The organism is Sodalis sp. RH22, from assembly GCF_047324165.1.
GTDB lineage: Bacteria > Pseudomonadota > Gammaproteobacteria > Enterobacterales > Enterobacteriaceae > Acerihabitans.
Window position 1 is genome coordinate 4,273,130 of record NZ_CP178731.1, and the last position, 17,248, is coordinate 4,290,377.

The following is a 17,248-nucleotide window of genomic DNA, read 5'->3' on the forward strand; positions in this document are numbered from 1 at the left end:
AAGGCTTATTTGAGACGGAAAGGAATTTGCTGTGAAAGTGTTGACAGTCTTCGGCACAAGGCCGGAAGCCATAAAAATGGCGCCGCTTATCCTGGCCCTGGCCAAGGACCCGGCCTTTGAATCCAGGATTTGCGTCACGGCCCAACACCGGGAAATGCTCGATCAGGTGTTACGTTTGTTTGAAATCGTACCTGATTATGATTTAGATATCATGCGTCCGGATCAGGGCCTGACGGAAATCACCAGTCGTATCCTCACCGGCATGAAACCGGTGCTGGCGTCATTTCGTCCGGATGTGGTACTGGTACACGGCGACACCACCACGACACTGGCCGCCAGCCTGGCGGCATTTTACCAGCAAATCCCGGTCGGCCACGTGGAGGCCGGATTGCGCACCGGCAATCTTTATTCGCCCTGGCCGGAGGAAGCCAACCGTAAATTAACCGGCCATCTGGCGATGTATCACTTTTCGCCCACCGAGAACGCGCGGCAAAACCTGCTGCGCGAAGGGCTGGCGGGGGAACGGATATTCGTTACCGGCAATACGGTTATCGATGCGCTGTTTTGGGTTCGCGATAGCATTTTAAATGACGCCGGGTTGCGCGCCGGGCTTGAGACGCGCTACGATTTTCTCGACCCGCAGAAAAAGATGATCCTGGTCACCGGCCACCGGCGCGAAAGCTTCGGCGACGGCTTCGAGCGCATTTGCAGCGCGCTGGCGCATATTGCCCGCCATCATCCCGAGGTGCAGGTGGTCTACCCGGTCCATCTCAATCCCAATGTCGGCGAGCCGGTTAACCGCATTTTAAGCGGTATCCCCAATATTAAACTTATCGATCCGCAGGACTACCTGCCGTTTGTTTACCTGATGGACCGGGCCTATATGATCCTGACGGATTCCGGCGGCATCCAGGAGGAGGCGCCGTCCCTCGGTAAACCGGTGCTGGTGATGCGCGACGCCACCGAGCGCCCGGAAGCGGTGGCGGCGGGCACCGTGAGATTGGTGGGTACCGATCCCAAAACCATCCAGGCGGCGGTCTCCCGTTTATTGACCGACGCCGATGAATATCTGGCCATGAGCCGGGCGCATAATCCCTATGGGGATGGGCAGGCCTGCCAGCGAATTATCGACGCGTTAAAGAATAATCAGGTGACAGTATGAGTTTTGACCAGATCTCCGTTATCGGCCTGGGCTATATTGGCCTGCCCACCGCCGCCGCCTTTGCTTCGCGCGGCAAAAAAGTGGTGGGTGTGGACGTGAACCAGCGTGCGGTGGAGACCATTAACCGCGGCAAAATTCACATTGTCGAGCCGGACCTGGCCGACGTGGTGCAACGCGCCGTCGAAGAGGGACATCTTACGGCGGTAACCCGGCCGGTGGCGGCCGACGCGTTTCTGATTGCGGTGCCGACACCGTTTATGGACGGGCATGAACCCGACCTTAACTATGTGCGCGCGGCGGCGCTTTCGCTGGCTCCGGTCCTTAAAGCCGGGGATCTGGTTATCCTGGAGTCCACCTCGCCGGTGGGCACCACCGAGCAGATGGCGCGATGGCTGGCCGAGGCGCGCCCCGACCTGCGTTTTCCGCAGACGGCGGGCGAGGAGGCGGATATCAATATCGCCTACTGCCCCGAGCGCGTGCTGCCCGGCAAAATCATGGCCGAGCTGATCAAAAACGATCGGGTGATCGGCGGCATGACCGCGCGCTGTTCGGCGCGCGCCAGCGAGCTCTACCGGATTTTTCTGCAAGGTGAGTGTGTGGTCACTAACTCCCGTACCGCCGAGATGTGCAAGCTGACCGAAAACAGCTTTCGGGATGTCAATATCGCCTTCGCCAATGAGCTGTCGCTGATTTGCGCCGATCAGGATATTAATGTCTGGGAACTGATCCGTCTGGCCAACCGCCATCCGCGGGTCAATATCCTGCAGCCGGGTCCCGGCGTCGGCGGGCATTGCATCGCGGTCGACCCCTGGTTTATCGTCGCGCAGAATCCAGGCCAGGCCCGCCTTATCCATACCGCCCGCCTGGTCAACGACGGCAAGCCGCTCTGGGTGGTGGACCGGGTCAAGGCGGCGGTGGCTGATTGCCTGGCGCACAGCGGCAAACGCGCCCATGAGCTGACCATCGCCTGCTTCGGCCTGGCGTTTAAGCCGGATATCGACGATCTGCGCGAAAGCCCCGCGGTCGCCATTACCCGGCTGATAGCCCAATGGCATGTGGGCAAGACCCTGGCGGTGGAGCCGAACGTGACGCAACTGCCCGCGTCGCTCGCGGGTCTCGCCACCCTGGCGGGGCTGGACAGCGCGCTGGATAGCGCGGATATACTGGTAATGCTGGTGGATCACCGTCAATTCAGGGCGCGCCCCCCGGCCGATATTACGCAACGCTGGATTATCGATACCAAAGGTGTCTGGCGCTAAGCTGCAACCCCGGCTTCGGCCGCTAGCCATCGGGTGGACCCTATGTCCGTGCATGCCACTATCGAACCGCTGGAGTGGGAAAGTGATTTTTTCACCTTAACCAGCGGCAAACTCAATTTTGATCCCGCCGCCGCGCCGCTGACCCTTTCCGCCCTGGATGCGTTCCAGGTGGTACAGGCCAAGGTGGCGGCCGACAGCCTGGCGCTGGCGGATGCGCTGGCTGTGCTGGGCTTCCGGCTGGTAGAAGGCGAAATTGATTGCTGCCTGCGGGTGCCGAAACGGGACGGCGGCGGTGATGCCCAGGATGTCATTAACGGCGCGACCACCGGCGCGGCGCGAAACCGCGCCCAAAGCGGGCGCAGCGGCGCGCTGCGCATGGCCGGCCGCGACGACATGGCGGCCGTCGGCCTGCTGGCGTCGGCGGCGTTCAGGCTAAGCCGGTTTCGCGAACCCTGGTACCGCGGCGCGGACTGCCGTCGTTTCTATGCCGTTTGGGCACAAAATGCCATCCTGGGCGCTTTTGACGATCTCTGCCTGGTCAAGGGCCGGCCCGGGGCCGTCGAAGGCATGGTGACGCTCCGGCGACTCGGCACGGATGAGGCGCGTATCGGCCTGCTGGCGGTGGACCCGGCGCTTACCGGCCGGGGCATCGGGCGCATCCTATGCGCCGGCGCGCTGGCATGGTGCCGCCTGCAGGGGATATCGCGCCTGCGTGTCGCCACCCAGGCCGGCAATATCGCCGCGCTACGACTCTACATCGCATGCGGTGCCAACGTTGACAGCACCGCCTACTGGTTATACAGGTGACAACATGATCCCGTTTAATTCCCCACCGGTGGTGGGCACTGAAATCGACTTTATCCGCACGGCGATGGGCAGCGGCAAGCTGTGTGGCGACGGCGATTTTACCAAGCGTTGCCAGCGGTGGCTGGAGCAGCGTTTTGGCAGCCCCAAGGCACTCCTGACGCCTTCCTGCACCGCGTCGCTTGAGATGGCGGCCATATTGTTGAATATCCGGCCGGGCGATGAAGTGATCATGCCCAGCTATACCTTTGTCTCCACCGCCAACGCGTTTGTCCTGCGCGGCGCGACCATTGTGTTCGTCGATATCCGACCCGACACCATGAACATCGATGAAACGCTTATCGAGGCGGCCATCACCGCGAAAACCCGCGCTATCGTGCCGGTGCATTATGCCGGCATCGCCTGCGAAATGGACGCCATCATGGCGCTGGCGGCGAAATACCGCCTGGCGGTCATCGAGGATGCCGCCCAGGGCGTGATGTCCGCCTATCGCGGGAAACCGCTCGGTACCCTGGGACATATCGGCTGTTTCAGTTTCCATGAAACCAAAAACTACACCGCCGGCGGCGAGGGCGGCGCCACGCTCATCAACGACGCCACCCTGGTTGACCGGGCCGAGATCGTGCGTGAAAAAGGCACCAATCGCAGCCAGTTCTTTCGCGGCCAGGCGGATAAATACACCTGGCGCGATATCGGCTCCAGCTACCTGATGGCCGATTTGCAGGCCGCCTATCTCTGGGGGCAACTGGATGCCGCCGATATCATTAACCGCCGCCGCCTGGAACTGTGGAACCGCTATCGCGACGCGCTGCTCCCGCTGGCGGAACGGGGGCGTATCGAACTGCCGACGGTGCCGGAAGGCTGCCGGCAAAATGCCCATATGTTTTATATAAAGCTGCGGGATATCGCCGATCGCTCGGCGTTTATCGCGCATATGAAAACGGCGGATATCCTGACGGTATTTCATTATATTCCGCTGCATGACAGCCCGGCCGGGCTGCGATTCGGCCGTTTCAGCGGCGAGGATCGTTATACCACCCTGGAGAGCCAGCGCCTGGTGCGGCTGCCGTTGTTCTACAACTTAACCGACGAGCATCAATCCCAGGTCATCGGCGCGATTAACCGGTATTTCGCCTGATATGTCGCTGGCCCGCGCCTCGTTATGGACTGCCGGTTCGACGCTTGTCAAGATTGGCGTCGGCCTGCTGGTGGTCAAACTGCTGGCGGTGTCTTTCGGGCCGTCCGGCGTCGGCCAGGCGGGCAACTTCCGGCAACTGGTGACCGTGCTCGGCGTGCTGTCCGGCGCGGGTATTTTTAACGGCATCACCAAATATGTGGCGCAGTACCAGCACCAGCCGCAACAATTGCGCGCCGTGCTGGGCACCGGGTCGGCCATGGTGCTGGGGTTTTCCACGCTGCTGGCGGTGATTTTTTTAACGGCCGCCGAATCCATCAGCCGCGGGCTGTTCGGCCATGGCGACTATGCCGGCGTGGTGCGTGCGGTGGCCTTTATCCAGTTGGGTATCGCCTATGCCAACCTGATGCTGGCTATTCTGAAAGGTTTTCGCGACGCCGCCGGCAACGCCCTGGCCGTCAGCTGCGGCAGCGTGCTGGGCGCGGGCGCTTTTTTCCTCTGCTATAGGCTGGGCGGTTACCCCGGGGCGCTGGCCGGACTGGCGCTGGTGCCGGCCGTGACGCTGCTGCCCGCGGCCCTGGTGGTGGCCCGGCGGCGGTGGATTAGCCCGGGCGATTTGCGTCCGTCATGGGATAGGCAGCTTGCCGGCCAATTGGGCAAATTTACCCTGATGGCGCTGATGACATCGTTCACCCTGCCGCTGGCCTATATTCTGATGCGTAATCTCCTGGCCCAGCGCTATAGCTGGGAAGAGGTGGGTATCTGGCAGGGGGTCAGCAGTATCTCCGACGCTTATCTGCAGTTTATTACCGCCTCGTTTACCGTTTACCTGCTGCCGACCCTGTCGCGTTTAAGCGATAAGCGCGCCGTCGCCCGGGAAATCGGGCGGTCGCTGCTGTTTGTGATGCCCGCGGTGGCGGTGGTTAGCCTGGTCTTGTGGCTGTTAAGGGATGTGGCTATCCGCCTGCTGTTTTCCGCCGAGTTCGAGGCGATGCGCGACCTGTTCGCCTGGCAGCTGGTAGGCGACGTATTGAAAGTGGGCGCTTACGTATTCGGTTATCTGGTCATAGCCCGGGCCTCGCTGCGTTTTTACCTGCTGACGGAAATCAGCCAGTTCGCGTTGTTGACCGGTTTTTCGCACTGGCTGATTCCCCTGCATGGCGCGCTTGGCGCGACGCAGGCTTATATGGCAACCTATATAGTGTATTTTTTACTTTGTAGCGGCGTATTTCTTCTTTATTGCAGGGAAAAATGATCCCATTAACCCATGTGCTTGGCGCGGATATCCCGCATCATAACCTGACGGTGCTGCGTTTTTTCAACGATCGGCTGGCGGGCGATCTCCCCGAGGGACAACCCCATCATTTTATGGTGGCCGCCGCCGACAGCGCACCGTTCGCGCCCTTTACGCGGCTTATTATCGCTACCTACGCGGATAAACGGGCGCTGGCGCGGGCGGTGGTGCGTTTAGCCGCCGCCGAACCGGCGAGGCGTTTCTTCCTGCACGGGCAGTTCAACCCGCGGCTCTGGCTGGCCCTGCTGCTGGGGACCTTGCCCGCCGCCCGGGTCAGCTGGCATATCTGGGGCGCCGATCTCTATGAAGAATCCCAGAGCGTAAAACACCGTTTGTTTTATTTGTTGCGCCGCCGCGCCCAGGGGCGGGTCGGCCATGTGTTCGCCACTGTCGGCGATTTGTCGGTCTATCGCCCGCGCTATCCCCAGGTGCCGGCGGCGCCGCTGTATTTTCCCACCCGCATGGACCCGGCGCTGGGTTTTGACCGGCCGCCGCCGGTGGGTAAAACCCTCACTGTGCTGGTGGGAAACTCCGGCGATGCCGCCAATCGCCACCTGGAGGCGCTGGAAGCGATTCACCGCCAGTTCGGCGCCGACGTGCGGGTGATTGTGCCGCTGGGGTATCCGGCCAATAACGAGGCCTATATCGCCCGGGTGCGGGCGCAAGGGGAGAAACTGTTTCCGGCGGACCGGCTGGAGCTGCTGACGCGCCCGGTGGCGTTTGACGCTTACCTGACGCTGTTGCGCCAGTGCGATGTGGGGTATTTCCTGTTTAACCGCCAGCAGGGCATCGGCACGCTCTGCCTGCTGATCCAGTTCGGCGTGCCGTTTGTCCTGAGTCGGCGCAACCCGTTTTGGCAGGATTTGGCCGCGGAACAGGTGCCGGTGCTTTTTCACGGCGACAGGCTCGACCGATCGGTGGTGCGCGCGGCGCAACGGCAACTGGCCGGCGTGGATAAAAGCCGTATCGCCTTTTTTTATCCCAATTATCTGCAGGGATGGCGCCGGGCGCTGGCCGCCGCCGCGGGGACAAGCTCATGACCCTTGGCCAGTTCGGCGGATTGCTGGTGGTCTATGTGCTCTCGGTGCTGCTGGTGCTGACCCTGACCTATCGGGAATTTCGCCGGATACGCTTTAATTTCAACGTCTTTTTTTCACTGCTTTATTTATTGACCTTCTATCTGGGTTTTCCGCTGACCTGCATTCTCGCGTTTCGCTTTAATGTCCAGGTGGCGCCGGTGGAAAACCTGCTGGAAGCGCTGCTGGCCGCCACCGCTTTTTACGGGATTTATTATGTCAGTTATAAAACCCGCTGGTTTTCTTCTTCCCGGTCCGCCGCCGGGCCGGTATTGTCCCTGAACCGGGTGGAAACGCATTTGACCTGGATCCTGCTGGCGCTGACCGCCGTCGGCACGGTGGCGATATTCTTTATGCATAACGGGTTTTTATTATTCCGCCTGCAGTCCTACAGCCAGATATTTTCCCGCGATGTTACCGGGGTGGCGCTGAAGCGCTTTTTCTATTTTTTTATCCCGGCAATGTTAATTATTTATTTCCTTAACCCCACCCGGCGCAATTGGCTATTATTTTTATGCAGCACCGTGGCCTTCGGTATTTTCACCTATATGGTGGTCGGCGGGACCCGGGCCAATATCATTATCGCCTTCGCCTTGTTTTTGTTTATCGGCATCCAGCGCAACTGGATAAGCCTGTGGATGCTGGGCGCGTCCGGTCTGGTGGCCGTGGCCGCCATGTTCTGGCTGGCGTTAAAGCGCTACGGCCTGAACGTCAGCGGCGACGAGGGGTTTTATACGTTTTTGTATCTGACGCGCGACACCTTCTCCCCCTGGGAAAATCTGGCGCTGTTACTGCAAAACTACCCTAAGATAGCCTTCCAGGGCCTGGCGCCTGTGATTCGCGACTTTTATGTCTTTATCCCTGGCTGGTTATGGCCGGACCGCCCCAGCCTGGTGCTCAATACCGCCAATTATTTTACCTGGGAGGTTTTGGACAATCATTCCGGCCTGGCGATTTCGCCCACGCTTATCGGTTCGCTGCTGGTCATGGGCGGCGTGGTGTTTATTCCCTTAGGCGCCATCCTGGTGGGGCTTATCCTGAAAGGATTCGATACCCTGTATGAACGGGGCAAGGCGGCGTCGGACCGTTATCGTTCGGCGGTGCTGCAGGCATTTTGTTTTGGCGCCGTGTTTAATATGATAGTACTGGCCCGCGAGGGATTGGATGCCTTTACGTCGCGCGTGGTGTTTTTCGCCCTGGTATTCGGCATGTGCCTGCTGCTGGCAAAATTACTCTTTTGGCTGCTTAACCGCGCGGGGCTGATCCGTCCCAGGCGCGCGCGTGGGGCGACAGAGGCATCATCGTAAGCGCGTCAGCCTTTGTAAGGATAATAAATGGAAATTCAGGACGGAATCGCCCTATACCGTATTCGCGGTTTGGTTATCTGGGGTTTTCGCGATCAGCGGCAGTGCGTCGATTACCTGTTTGCCGGCGGACGGGTCAAGACCGGCACCCTGGTGGCCGTCAACGCGGAAAAGGTGCTGACCTCGGAGCGGGATGCCGCGCTTGCCCAACTGCTGGCGGAGGCGCAATACAAGTACGCAGACGGCATCAGCATCGTGCGGTCGATTCGCCGCAAATATCCCGCCGCCGAGGTGGCGCGCATCGCGGGCGCCGATCTGTGGGAGGGTATTATGGCGCGGGCGGGCAAGGAGGGCACGGCGGTTTTTCTTATCGGCGGCCGGCCGGATGTGCTCGGGCAGACGGCCGAGCGCCTGCGCGCGAAATGGAACGTTAACATCGTCGGGATGCAGGACGGCTTTTTTGCCCCGGCCGGGCAGGAATCGCTGTTCGCCCGGGTCCGGGCCAGCGGCGCCGCTATAGTTACCGTGGCGATGGGCTCTCCCAGGCAGGAAAAGTTGATGCGCGATTGCCGCGCCAGCTATCCCGGCGCGCTCTATATGGGCGTGGGCGGCACCTACGATGTTTTTACCGGCCATGTAAAGCGCGCGCCCCTCCTCTGGCAACGCATGGGCCTGGAGTGGCTATACCGCCTGTTCAGCCAGCCCAGCCGTTTCCGGCGCCAACTGAAACTGTTACGCTTTATCGGCTATTATATCAGCGGACGTTTGTAGGCGCGCGGCCCCCCGCCGGGGGGTAAGTACCCGAAAAGAAGGGCTCATGGCGTTTTGACGGCGGGGAAAACGACCTAAGCGGGCAGGAAATGAGCAAAGGGTCATTAAACCCGGCAAAAGTAGTAAAAAGCACTAGACAGTCAGGCCGCGATTCCGTACTATCCCCACCCGCAACGGCGCTAAGCGCCCGTAGCTCAGCTGGATAGAGCGCTGCCCTCCGGAGGCAGAGGTCTCAGGTTCGAATCCTGTCGGGCGCACCATATTTAGTGCGCAAGTGCCGTGTCAGCAGTATCTTCACGTTGCGGTAAGCAGTATCAGTAATGGTGATTGTAGCTCAGTTGGTAGAGCCCTGGATTGTGATTCCAGTTGTCGTGGGTTCGAGCCCCATCAGTCACCCCAACATTAGTGGCCATGCGAAGGTGGCGGAATTGGTAGACGCGCTAGCTTCAGGTGTTAGTGTCTTAACGGACGTGAGGGTTCAAGTCCCTCTCTTCGCACCACAACCTTTAAGTACCCTTTTTAAGATGTTGCAGTACGGCGAGTAGCGCAGCTTGGTAGCGCAACTGGTTTGGGACCAGTGGGTCGGAGGTTCGAATCCTCTCTCGCCGACCACATTCCCGATGGTGTTGCCCATGCGGTAGCGGGGAGCACCAGAAAAAGAAGAGCGGCAGGTCATCATGACCTGCCGTTTTTTTTTATGGAGTTCAGGTGGCGTCAGGTGGTGGCATCTGCGCCGTCGGCGCGTTGGACCCGTCGGCCGCACAACACGCTCCTGCCCGCTCAGCGGCCCGGAGAAGCACCTCGGTAAATACTTCGGCCGGTTGCGCCCCCGAAATCACCTCGCCATCGATGTCGACGCTGGGAACGCCGCGAATGCCGGCATCGTGCAAGGCCCGTTCAATGGCTCTGACAGCGTCGCTTTCTTCTTCACCGGCGAGGAAGGTGGCGACGGCATCCCGAGCGAGTCCCCGTTCAACGGCGATCTCCGCGAGTGTAGCCCGGTTGCCGATGTCGCGGCCCTGCTCGAAATAAGCTGAGAGCAAGGCGTTGCCGAGCGCATCGGCAACGCCGTGGCGCTGTGCAAATCGCATCAGTCGGTGGGCCTGGAAGGTGTTGGCGGTCCTTTCTATTGCATCATAATCAAATGCGACATCATCGCCGTGCGCGGCGGTGACGGTCTGGGCGTCGAGCTGGCGGCTGCGCTCCCAACTGCCAAACTTAAGCGCGCGATAGACTTTACGGTCCATGCCTTCGGCCGGCATGTCCGGGTTGAGCTCAAACGGTCGCCAGCTAACTTCGACGCAAACGCCCGCGGGAAGCGTACGAATTGCCCTGGCCAGACGGCGGTGGCCGATCAGGCACCAGGGGCAGATAAAGTCAGACGTAACAGTGACAGGAATGGACATGATGGATCTCCCGTAATGAAGTAAAATTATTGTCACTCATTACCCTTATGATGATAATCAGTGCAATATCGAAAAGTTCATTGCATAAAATGCAAAGGTGACGTATGGACAAATTCGCGGCGATCGGCGCCTTCGTGGCGGTGGTTGAACACGGGGGGTTCGCACCGGCGGCAAGACGGCTGGGGGTGGCGGCATCCTCGCTGACGCGGCAGGTAAATGGGTTGGAAGAAAGCCTTGGCACGCTGCTGATGAACCGTTCGACTCGTAGCGTGACGCTGACCGAGGCTGGACGACAATATTACGAGGATGGCCGCCGTATACTTGAAGATCTGGTGAACGCTGACCGATCGGCCGGCGAGCTGTCCGGGCCGCCTAGCGGCCTGCTCAAGGTGACGATGCCCGTTGCCTTCGGGCGGCTCCACGTTGCGCCGGCTCTCCCCGCTTTCCTGCAACTCTTTCCCCAAATCCATCTCGAACTCCATTTGAGCGACGCCATGGCCAATCTGGTCGAGGACCGGCTTGATATCGCCCTCAGGCTGGGCGTGCCCGGTCCATCGACGCTGATTGCACGCAAGCTGGCGCCCCATCATCGCGTTATCTGCGCCAGCCCTGATTATCTCGGTGAGCATGGCGCGCCGCGGGAGCCCGGCGATTTGACCGCGCACAACTGCCTGTTGTTCGACTACCAGGCAACCGGTAACCGGTGGACATTGAGCCGGGGCGGCAAACAGGAGAAGGTCGCCGTTTCCGGAAGCCTGCGCGCCAACAACTCGGAAATGCTGCGCGAAGCCGCCATTGGCGGCGCCGGCCTGTTGTTGATGCCGACCTGGCTGGTGGGAGGGGATATCGCCGCCGGCCGGCTCGTCCCCGTACTACGGGAATGGACCCCCTCTCCGGCCGCGGAAGAAGGCGCGGTCTGGGCCGTTTATCTGGCTAACCGGCGCGGGTCCAGTAAGATTGCCAGTTTCATTGATTTCCTCGCCGTCCATTTTGGTTCCCCACCCTATTGGGATAAGGCGTGCGACTGGCTGTGAACACCCGATGACGGTAGCGTTTATCTTTGCGTAATGCGCAAAGATGATAGTTAAAATGAGATAATTGTTGTCATAAATTAATGGGTGCATAGTGATTGCCATCAACCAGGAGGCACGCTATGCACACCATCACTACGCACCAGATAAAACGCAGGGCGCTGATTATAGGCGGTTCGCTCGGGGGGCTTTTTGCCGGCACCATGCTACGCGCCATCGGCTGGAACGTGGATATTTTCGAACGTTCGCCTCACGATCTCGACAGCCGTGGCGGCGGCATCGTTCTCCAGCCTGAGGTGAAAGAGGTATTCCGGCGCGGTGGCATTACCCTGGACAATGACAGGCTCGGCGTCCGTTCAGCCTATCGTACGGTCTTCCTGCCGGATGGCGCGATCCAATCCCGGCATTTAGCACCCCAGACCCAGACTTCATGGTCACTTATCTACACGACCCTCAAAACGGCGTTCGGTGAGTCGCACTATCATCGAGGCAAGCGCCTGGCGCGGATCGAACAGGATTTTTCAACCGCTACCGTTACGGCGTTATTTGAAGACGGAAGCCGTGAAAGCGGCGACCTGCTGATCGGGGCGGATGGCGGCGGCTCGACCGTGCGTTCGCTCTTTTGGCCGCAGGTACAGCCGCGCTATGCCGGCTACCTCGCCTGGCGCGGACTGGTACCGGAGGATGCCATGCCCGCTGCCGCGCGCGAGGCTCTGCACGGCGATTTCGGGTTCGCCAACAACAGCGGGTCGCATATTCTCGGCTACCTGATGCCTGGCGAAGACAATGATGTCAGGCCCGGCCATCGACTTTATAACTGGGTCTGGTACCGGGTGGCCGATGGCGGGCAGCTTGCACAAATAATGACCGATCGTGCCGGCCTTGAACGCCATTATTCCATTCCCGAGGGGATGCTGGCGGATCGATGGCGTGCCCATTTGCGTGACGATGCCCGTTCACTGCTGCCGCCGCCTTTCAGCGCGATTGTGGCGGCCACGGAGCATCCCTTCGCCCAGGCGATCCGCGATCTTGCCGCGGATGAAATGGTTTCAGGTCGTGTGGCGATATTGGGCGATGCAGCCTCGATCCCGCGGCCACATACCGCGGCGAGCACGGCCAAAGCGGCGGCCAATGCCCTGGCGCTCGCCGACGAGCTTGCCGCCTCTCCGGATGACATCGCCGCCGCGCTTGCCCGTTGGGAATTGCCGCAGGTGATGTACGGTAAGTACCTGGAAAAGCAGGGTACGCAAGCCGGTAATTATCTGATGTTCCCAAGCCGCTCGTGAGGCTTTCGCTTAAGCGCCGTTCACTGAGCGACGCTTAAGACTTTGGTCGCTTTCGCCAAAAGCCGAGTGCCTTAGGGCGCGGTGAGCCCCCTACGCGTTTCCAACCGCAGGGCGGCGGGCAATACAGCAAAATAACAGCGGCAGGTCGCCATGATCTGCCGTATTTTATTGGCTGTCATATTTTCCCTGCTATAGTGGAATCCAAAGGAGAAACATAAAATATGCATACCGACATGTGTCACGCGTCCGGGCTGCCGCCGCTTCCAGCCGATATTGTCTCCAAGCTCAACTTGATAGCGTCCTGGCTGGCGGTTGACGATTTTTCCGCCCGGCAGGACCATTTAAGCGCCGATGCCATCATCCTGGCGGGAAATGCAGTATTAGCCACCATTGACGGCGCGTGCGCACTGGCGCGGGCCCGCCATATTCCCCTGGTTATCTCCGGCGGCATCGGCCATTCCACCTCGTTTCTCATCGCGGCGGTGGCCCAACATCCCCGTTATCAGGCCATTGAAACCGCCGCCCGGCCTGAAGCCGCCATATTGCATGAGATTGCCTGCCGATTCTGGGAATTACCTGGAAAACAGGTCGTTATGGAAACCGCGTCGCGCAATTCCGGCGAAAATGCCGGCTTTACGCGCGCCCTGCTGGAAGAACGGGGATGTACGCCGCAAGATATTATTCTTATTCAGGATCCCTTGCTGCAGCGCCGGACCGACGCCACCTTTCGCCGCTGCTGGGTTGATTCTGCCCAAAGTCCGCATTTTATTAACTGGCCGACCTGTGTCCCGCAACTGGTGAGTGACATAAACGGGACCGGCTTTACCCATGATAGCGATGGCCTCTGGCCGGTAAACCGGTTTATATCCTTGTTACTGGGCGAAATTCCCCGTCTGCGGGATGATAAACAAGGCTATGGCCCGAAAGGGAAAGATTATATCTGCCATGTGGATATTCCGAACGAGATTGAAGACGCCTGGGAATATCTGATGCATAACCAGGGGATCCCGGGTGAATGGCGCGATCGTATTGAGATTCCAACGCTCAATGGATAAGCCACGACAATAGCCGCTATATTAAGGTCAAGGATTGCAGGAAATGCGCTTTTAGCGGCGCGGCCTCCACGCCCAGGCAGATTTTTTGCAATCCGCAGCCGGCAAAAGGATCAAAGCGCGTGGCGAGCGCGGTGGTACGGCGCAAGGTCTGGCCGCGCGACAGGCCTTCGGTCACTACCCTTACCGGCGAGGTCGACACCCTGAACCAGTCGGGATTGATCAAATAGGATAGGGTCAGGGTATCATGCAGCGCCATGCCCTCGAACCCCTCGCTTTGCAAGCTGTAGTCCAGGTAGCCGCGGGAAATGGCGGTCAATACCGGCTGCCCGGTTGCGCGAATTTCCTCTCCGGTAATTAATACTTCATGGGTAACGTCCAGCGGCAGCATCACCACCGGCAGGGCGGAGGAGAGAACCTGATCCGCAGCGTGGGGATCTTTCCAGATATTAAATTCGCAGTGGGGCGTCACGTTGCCGGCATGGCCGTGGGTGCCGAAGGCGCCGCCCATGATAACCACTTCCCTCACCAGGGGAACAATCTCCGGCGCCAGGTTGATGGCGGTGGCGATATTGGTCAGCGGCCCGATGGCCACCAGGGTAATTTCGCCGGGATTGGCCTTTACGCTGTCGATAATAAAGCGGATGCCATCTTGCGCCGAGGCGTCATAGGGATTGTCAAACGCGTCACCCAATCCGTCTTTGCCGTGTATCTTGCCGCTAACAGGCGTGGGGTCAAGAGCCAGCGGACGCGAACAGCCGCGATAAATGTCGGCGCGGATCGCCATTTTGGCGCAGAATAGCCGGGCATTTTTAACCGCCTGATCCCGGGTAACATTGCCAAATACTGCGCAGACACCCAGGATTTCCATATGGCGGGCGGCGTAGGCAAGCGCAAAAGCGTCATCCACGCCAATATCGGTATCGATAATAATTTTACGCATAAACGACTCCGTCCTATGAAAAGGTGTTTTACTGTGTCTCTTCCGCATCTTCGGGTAGCGAAGGGGCCTGGGCTACCGGCAGGGAGATGTAAAAACAGGCGCCGCCTTCCGACCGGTTGCCGGCGCGAATCTGCCCTTCATGCATTTCTATAATCGCCTTGCAGATGGCCAGCCCCAGTCCAACGCCGGGCACGGCCGATTCCTTATTGCCGCGGGCGAATTTTTCAAAAATCTTTTGTTCCTGCCCCACCGGGATGCCCGGCCCGTTGTCCCACACCTCGATTTCCAGCCGATGACGTTGTTCATAGGCCCGGATGCCCAGTTGCGCGTTATCGCCGGCATACTTTAACGCATTCTCCAGCAGGTTGGTGAACACCCGCTCCAAGAGCGTGCCGTCGGCTTTGATCAATACCAGATGGTCGGGCAACTCCAGCCTGACCTGACGCTGGGCCAGCAGCGGTTTCATGATTTTCAGCGTGCTGCCGATCACCTCCTCCAGCGCCACCCATTCGGCGCGCAGGTTAAGTCCGCCAGACTGGATGCGCGCCATATCCAGCATATTGTTGACCAGCCGGATGGTGCTCAGGGTTTGTTGCCGGATCTGGCTGGCCTGCGGCGCGTATTTCGATCCTTCCGCCGCCAGGTCAAGGGTCAAAATTTCCGACTGGCCGAACAGCACCGTCAGCGGGGTGCGCAGATCGTGGGATAGGGCCGACAACAGGGCATTGCGCAGCTCCTCGCGCTCGGCGGCCAGGCGCGCGTGTTCTTCGCTGCGGGTCAGCGCCATGCGTTCCAGCGCGCCGGCGATAAGTACCGTAAAAGTTTCCAGCATACGCTGCTGTTCGGGGATCAGCAGATGGCGCAGGTTGGCGGGTTCAATCACCAGCAGCCCGAGTGTTTTGCCGGTGGTTTTCAGCGGTAGTATCTGATAGGGCACGCCTGGCAGGGTATCGGTGCCGGCGCCGGCCGGCTGCCCTTTATCAAAACTCCAGCGGGAAATGGCGGCGTCTGGCAGGGTCGTCAGGTTGCCGGCGGCGCCAATGGCCTTCAGCTCGCCATTTTCCTGCGCCAGCAGCAGCTCGCTGCGCGCCTGTAGCGTACTGTCGATGACGCGCTGGCAGGTTTGGGCAATCTCGTCCATGCCGCGCGCGCCGCTCAGCGCCTTGGAAATTTCATAAAGATGGCGCACGCGCTGTTCCCGATAACGCGCCACGCGCGCCTGGTAACGTACCCCCGACGTCAGGTTGCCGATAATGATGCCGACGGTCAGCATCACGCCGAAGGTGAACAGGTATTGCACATCCGATACCGCCATGGTGCCGGTAGGCGCGATAAACACCATGTCGAAAATAACGATGTTCAGCACGGTCGCCACTACCGACGGCCAGCGGCCGTAGCGCAGGGCCACGATCACCACGCCGAGCAGATAGATCATCACCATATTGGTGGGATCCACGCCGGGCAGCAGCCAGTGGCCGCCGACGGTAATCAGGGCGCAGAGCGCCGCCGCCGCCAGGCAGCCGCGCAGCTGCACCCGCCATTTATCGGTAAAAGATCGGCTGTCCGCCAGCCTGCCGGGAGGATCGGCCGGCGGTTCATCCAGCGCCACGATGATCAGGTCCAGGTCGGGCCCAAGGCGGCCCAGCCGGTCGGCAAAGCTGTCCCTGCGCCAGGGTTTGGCCGGGCGGCGGCCGGTGATGATTTTTCCCAGGTTGTGCTCGCGGGCGTAGCGCAGCACCGCGTTGACCTCGCTGGGATCGGATAGGGTGGCCGTTTCCGCGCCCAATTCCTGGGCCAGCTGCAGGGTGCGCAGGATGCCGCGCCGGCGCGACTCGGCCAGGCGGTGCAGCGAGGGGGTTTCCACGTAGACGGCATGCCAGACGCTGCCGAGCTTGGCCGCCAGCCTGGCCGCCGTGCGCACCAGCTTTTCGCTGCCGGTGTTATTGCCGATGCACAGCAAGATGGCGTCGCGCGTATGCCACACCTTGTCCTCGCCGCCGCTGGCGTCGCGCCAGACCCGCATCTGGTCGTCCACCCGATCGGCGGTGCGGCGCAAGGCCAGTTCGCGCAGGGCGAACAGGTTGCCTTTGCGGAAAAAATTTTCTATGGCCCGTTCGGCGCGTTCGCCGATATACACCTTGCCCTCTTTTAATCGCTGGCGCAGATCGTCGGGGGGCAGATCCACCAGCACCACTTCATCCGCCGAATCGAAAAACGGGTCCGGCACGGTTTCCCGTACCCGGATGCCAGTGACGCCGCTCACCACGTCGTTCAGGCTTTCCAGATGCTGGACATTGATGGTGGTCAGCACGTCGATGCCGGCATCCAGCAGCTCGTCGACATCCTGCCAGCGCTTGGGATGGCGCGAGCCGCGCGCGTTGGTATGCGCCAGCTCGTCCATCAGGATCACCGCCGGACGCCGGGCCAGCGCGGCGTCCAGATCAAACTCCTGATGCCGGTGCCGGCCGGTGGGGCGCCGGGGCAGCACGGTCAGCCCGTCCAGCAAGGCCTCGGTTTCAGCGCGGCCGTGCGTTTCCACCACCCCCACCAGCACATCGAGCCCCTGCGCCCGCAGGCGACGGGCTTCCGTAAGCATCGACCAGGTTTTTCCCACGCCGGCGCAGGCGCCGAAATAGATTTTCAGTTTGCCGCGTTGCTTATTGGCCGCCTGCAGCAATAACGCGTCCGGGTCGGGACGCTGGGGTTCATCGTCGCTCATGGCGGT

Annotated in this window: 14 protein-coding genes and 4 tRNA genes; 15 read left to right on the top strand and 3 right to left on the bottom strand. The window is 60.4% G+C overall.

Annotated elements, in window-relative coordinates:
• Positions 1-31 precede the first annotated feature (31 nt).
• The 12 genes from wecB (at position 32) to ACL2XN_RS19370 (ending at position 9,417) form a co-directional block, all read left to right on the top strand.
• Positions 32-1,162 carry a non-hydrolyzing UDP-N-acetylglucosamine 2-epimerase gene (gene wecB / locus ACL2XN_RS19315; RefSeq protein WP_410013135.1) on the top strand — a complete coding sequence of 377 codons (1,131 nt, stop codon included), beginning with the start codon at positions 32-34 and terminating at the stop codon, positions 1,160-1,162.
• Positions 1,159-2,421: a UDP-N-acetyl-D-mannosamine dehydrogenase gene (gene wecC, locus ACL2XN_RS19320; protein ID WP_413729280.1), complete on the top strand. Its 1,263-nt coding sequence runs from the start codon at positions 1,159-1,161 to the stop codon at positions 2,419-2,421. The genes wecB and wecC overlap by 4 nt, the downstream gene beginning before the upstream one ends.
• A gap of 42 nt (positions 2,422-2,463) precedes the next feature.
• Positions 2,464-3,228, top strand: a complete 765-nt coding sequence (rffC, locus tag ACL2XN_RS19325) for a dTDP-4-amino-4,6-dideoxy-D-galactose acyltransferase (RefSeq protein WP_410013137.1) — start codon at positions 2,464-2,466, stop codon at positions 3,226-3,228.
• Between the two features lie 4 nt (positions 3,229-3,232).
• A complete protein-coding gene (rffA, locus tag ACL2XN_RS19330; RefSeq protein WP_413729281.1) occupies positions 3,233-4,363 on the top strand; it encodes a dTDP-4-amino-4,6-dideoxygalactose transaminase in 1,131 nt (376 codons plus the stop codon).
• Between the two features lies 1 nt (position 4,364).
• Positions 4,365-5,615: a lipid III flippase WzxE gene (gene wzxE / locus ACL2XN_RS19335; RefSeq protein WP_413729282.1), complete on the top strand. Its 1,251-nt coding sequence runs from the start codon at positions 4,365-4,367 to the stop codon at positions 5,613-5,615.
• Positions 5,612-6,694 carry a TDP-N-acetylfucosamine:lipid II N-acetylfucosaminyltransferase gene (locus ACL2XN_RS19340; protein ID WP_413729284.1) on the top strand — a complete coding sequence of 361 codons (1,083 nt, stop codon included), beginning with the start codon at positions 5,612-5,614 and terminating at the stop codon, positions 6,692-6,694. Before wzxE ends, ACL2XN_RS19340 begins: the two co-directional genes overlap by 4 nt.
• Positions 6,691-8,037 carry an ECA oligosaccharide polymerase gene (gene wzyE, locus ACL2XN_RS19345; RefSeq protein ID WP_413721619.1) on the top strand — a complete coding sequence of 449 codons (1,347 nt, stop codon included), beginning with the start codon at positions 6,691-6,693 and terminating at the stop codon, positions 8,035-8,037. The genes ACL2XN_RS19340 and wzyE overlap by 4 nt, the downstream gene beginning before the upstream one ends.
• Before the next feature lie 27 nt (positions 8,038-8,064).
• Entirely contained in the window at positions 8,065-8,805 is a 741-nt protein-coding gene (gene wecG / locus ACL2XN_RS19350; protein ID WP_413729285.1) for a lipopolysaccharide N-acetylmannosaminouronosyltransferase, read from the top strand.
• A 183-nt stretch (positions 8,806-8,988) separates the two neighbouring features.
• Positions 8,989-9,065 (top strand) — tRNA-Arg (locus ACL2XN_RS19355).
• A gap of 63 nt (positions 9,066-9,128) precedes the next feature.
• Positions 9,129-9,204: transfer RNA gene (locus ACL2XN_RS19360), tRNA-His, on the top strand.
• A gap of 14 nt (positions 9,205-9,218) precedes the next feature.
• Positions 9,219-9,305: transfer RNA gene (locus tag ACL2XN_RS19365), tRNA-Leu, on the top strand.
• Positions 9,306-9,340: 35 nt separating this feature from the next.
• Positions 9,341-9,417, top strand: a tRNA-Pro gene (locus ACL2XN_RS19370).
• Between the two features lie 92 nt (positions 9,418-9,509).
• Here ACL2XN_RS19370 and ACL2XN_RS19375 read toward each other — a convergent pair.
• Positions 9,510-10,211, bottom strand: coding sequence for a DsbA family oxidoreductase (locus ACL2XN_RS19375; RefSeq protein WP_413729286.1), 702 nt, complete (start codon positions 10,209-10,211; stop codon positions 9,510-9,512).
• Positions 10,212-10,315: 104 nt separating this feature from the next.
• Here ACL2XN_RS19375 and ACL2XN_RS19380 point away from each other — a divergent pair, with 104 nt between their 5' ends.
• The 3 genes from ACL2XN_RS19380 (at position 10,316) to ACL2XN_RS19390 (ending at position 13,583) form a co-directional block, all read left to right on the top strand.
• Positions 10,316-11,245 (top strand): LysR substrate-binding domain-containing protein, encoded by a 930-nt coding sequence (locus ACL2XN_RS19380; RefSeq protein WP_413727555.1) that lies wholly within the window; start codon positions 10,316-10,318, stop codon positions 11,243-11,245.
• 119 nt (positions 11,246-11,364) lie between these two features.
• Positions 11,365-12,528 carry an FAD binding domain-containing protein gene (locus ACL2XN_RS19385; protein WP_413729288.1) on the top strand — a complete coding sequence of 388 codons (1,164 nt, stop codon included), beginning with the start codon at positions 11,365-11,367 and terminating at the stop codon, positions 12,526-12,528.
• Between the two features lie 221 nt (positions 12,529-12,749).
• The gene (locus ACL2XN_RS19390; protein WP_413729289.1) at positions 12,750-13,583 is read left to right on the top strand and encodes a YdcF family protein; all 834 of its coding nucleotides are present in this window, start codon (positions 12,750-12,752) and stop codon (positions 13,581-13,583) included.
• Between the two features lie 16 nt (positions 13,584-13,599).
• Here ACL2XN_RS19390 and ACL2XN_RS19395 read toward each other — a convergent pair whose 3' ends face one another.
• Complete coding sequence (locus ACL2XN_RS19395) at positions 13,600-14,523, bottom strand: nucleoside hydrolase (protein WP_410013144.1); 924 nt, start codon at positions 14,521-14,523, stop codon at positions 13,600-13,602.
• Positions 14,524-14,551: 28 nt separating this feature from the next.
• The gene (kdpD, locus tag ACL2XN_RS19400) at positions 14,552-17,242 is read right to left on the bottom strand and encodes a two-component system sensor histidine kinase KdpD (RefSeq protein WP_413729290.1); all 2,691 of its coding nucleotides are present in this window, start codon (positions 17,240-17,242) and stop codon (positions 14,552-14,554) included.
• Between the last annotated feature and the right edge of the window lie 6 nt (positions 17,243-17,248).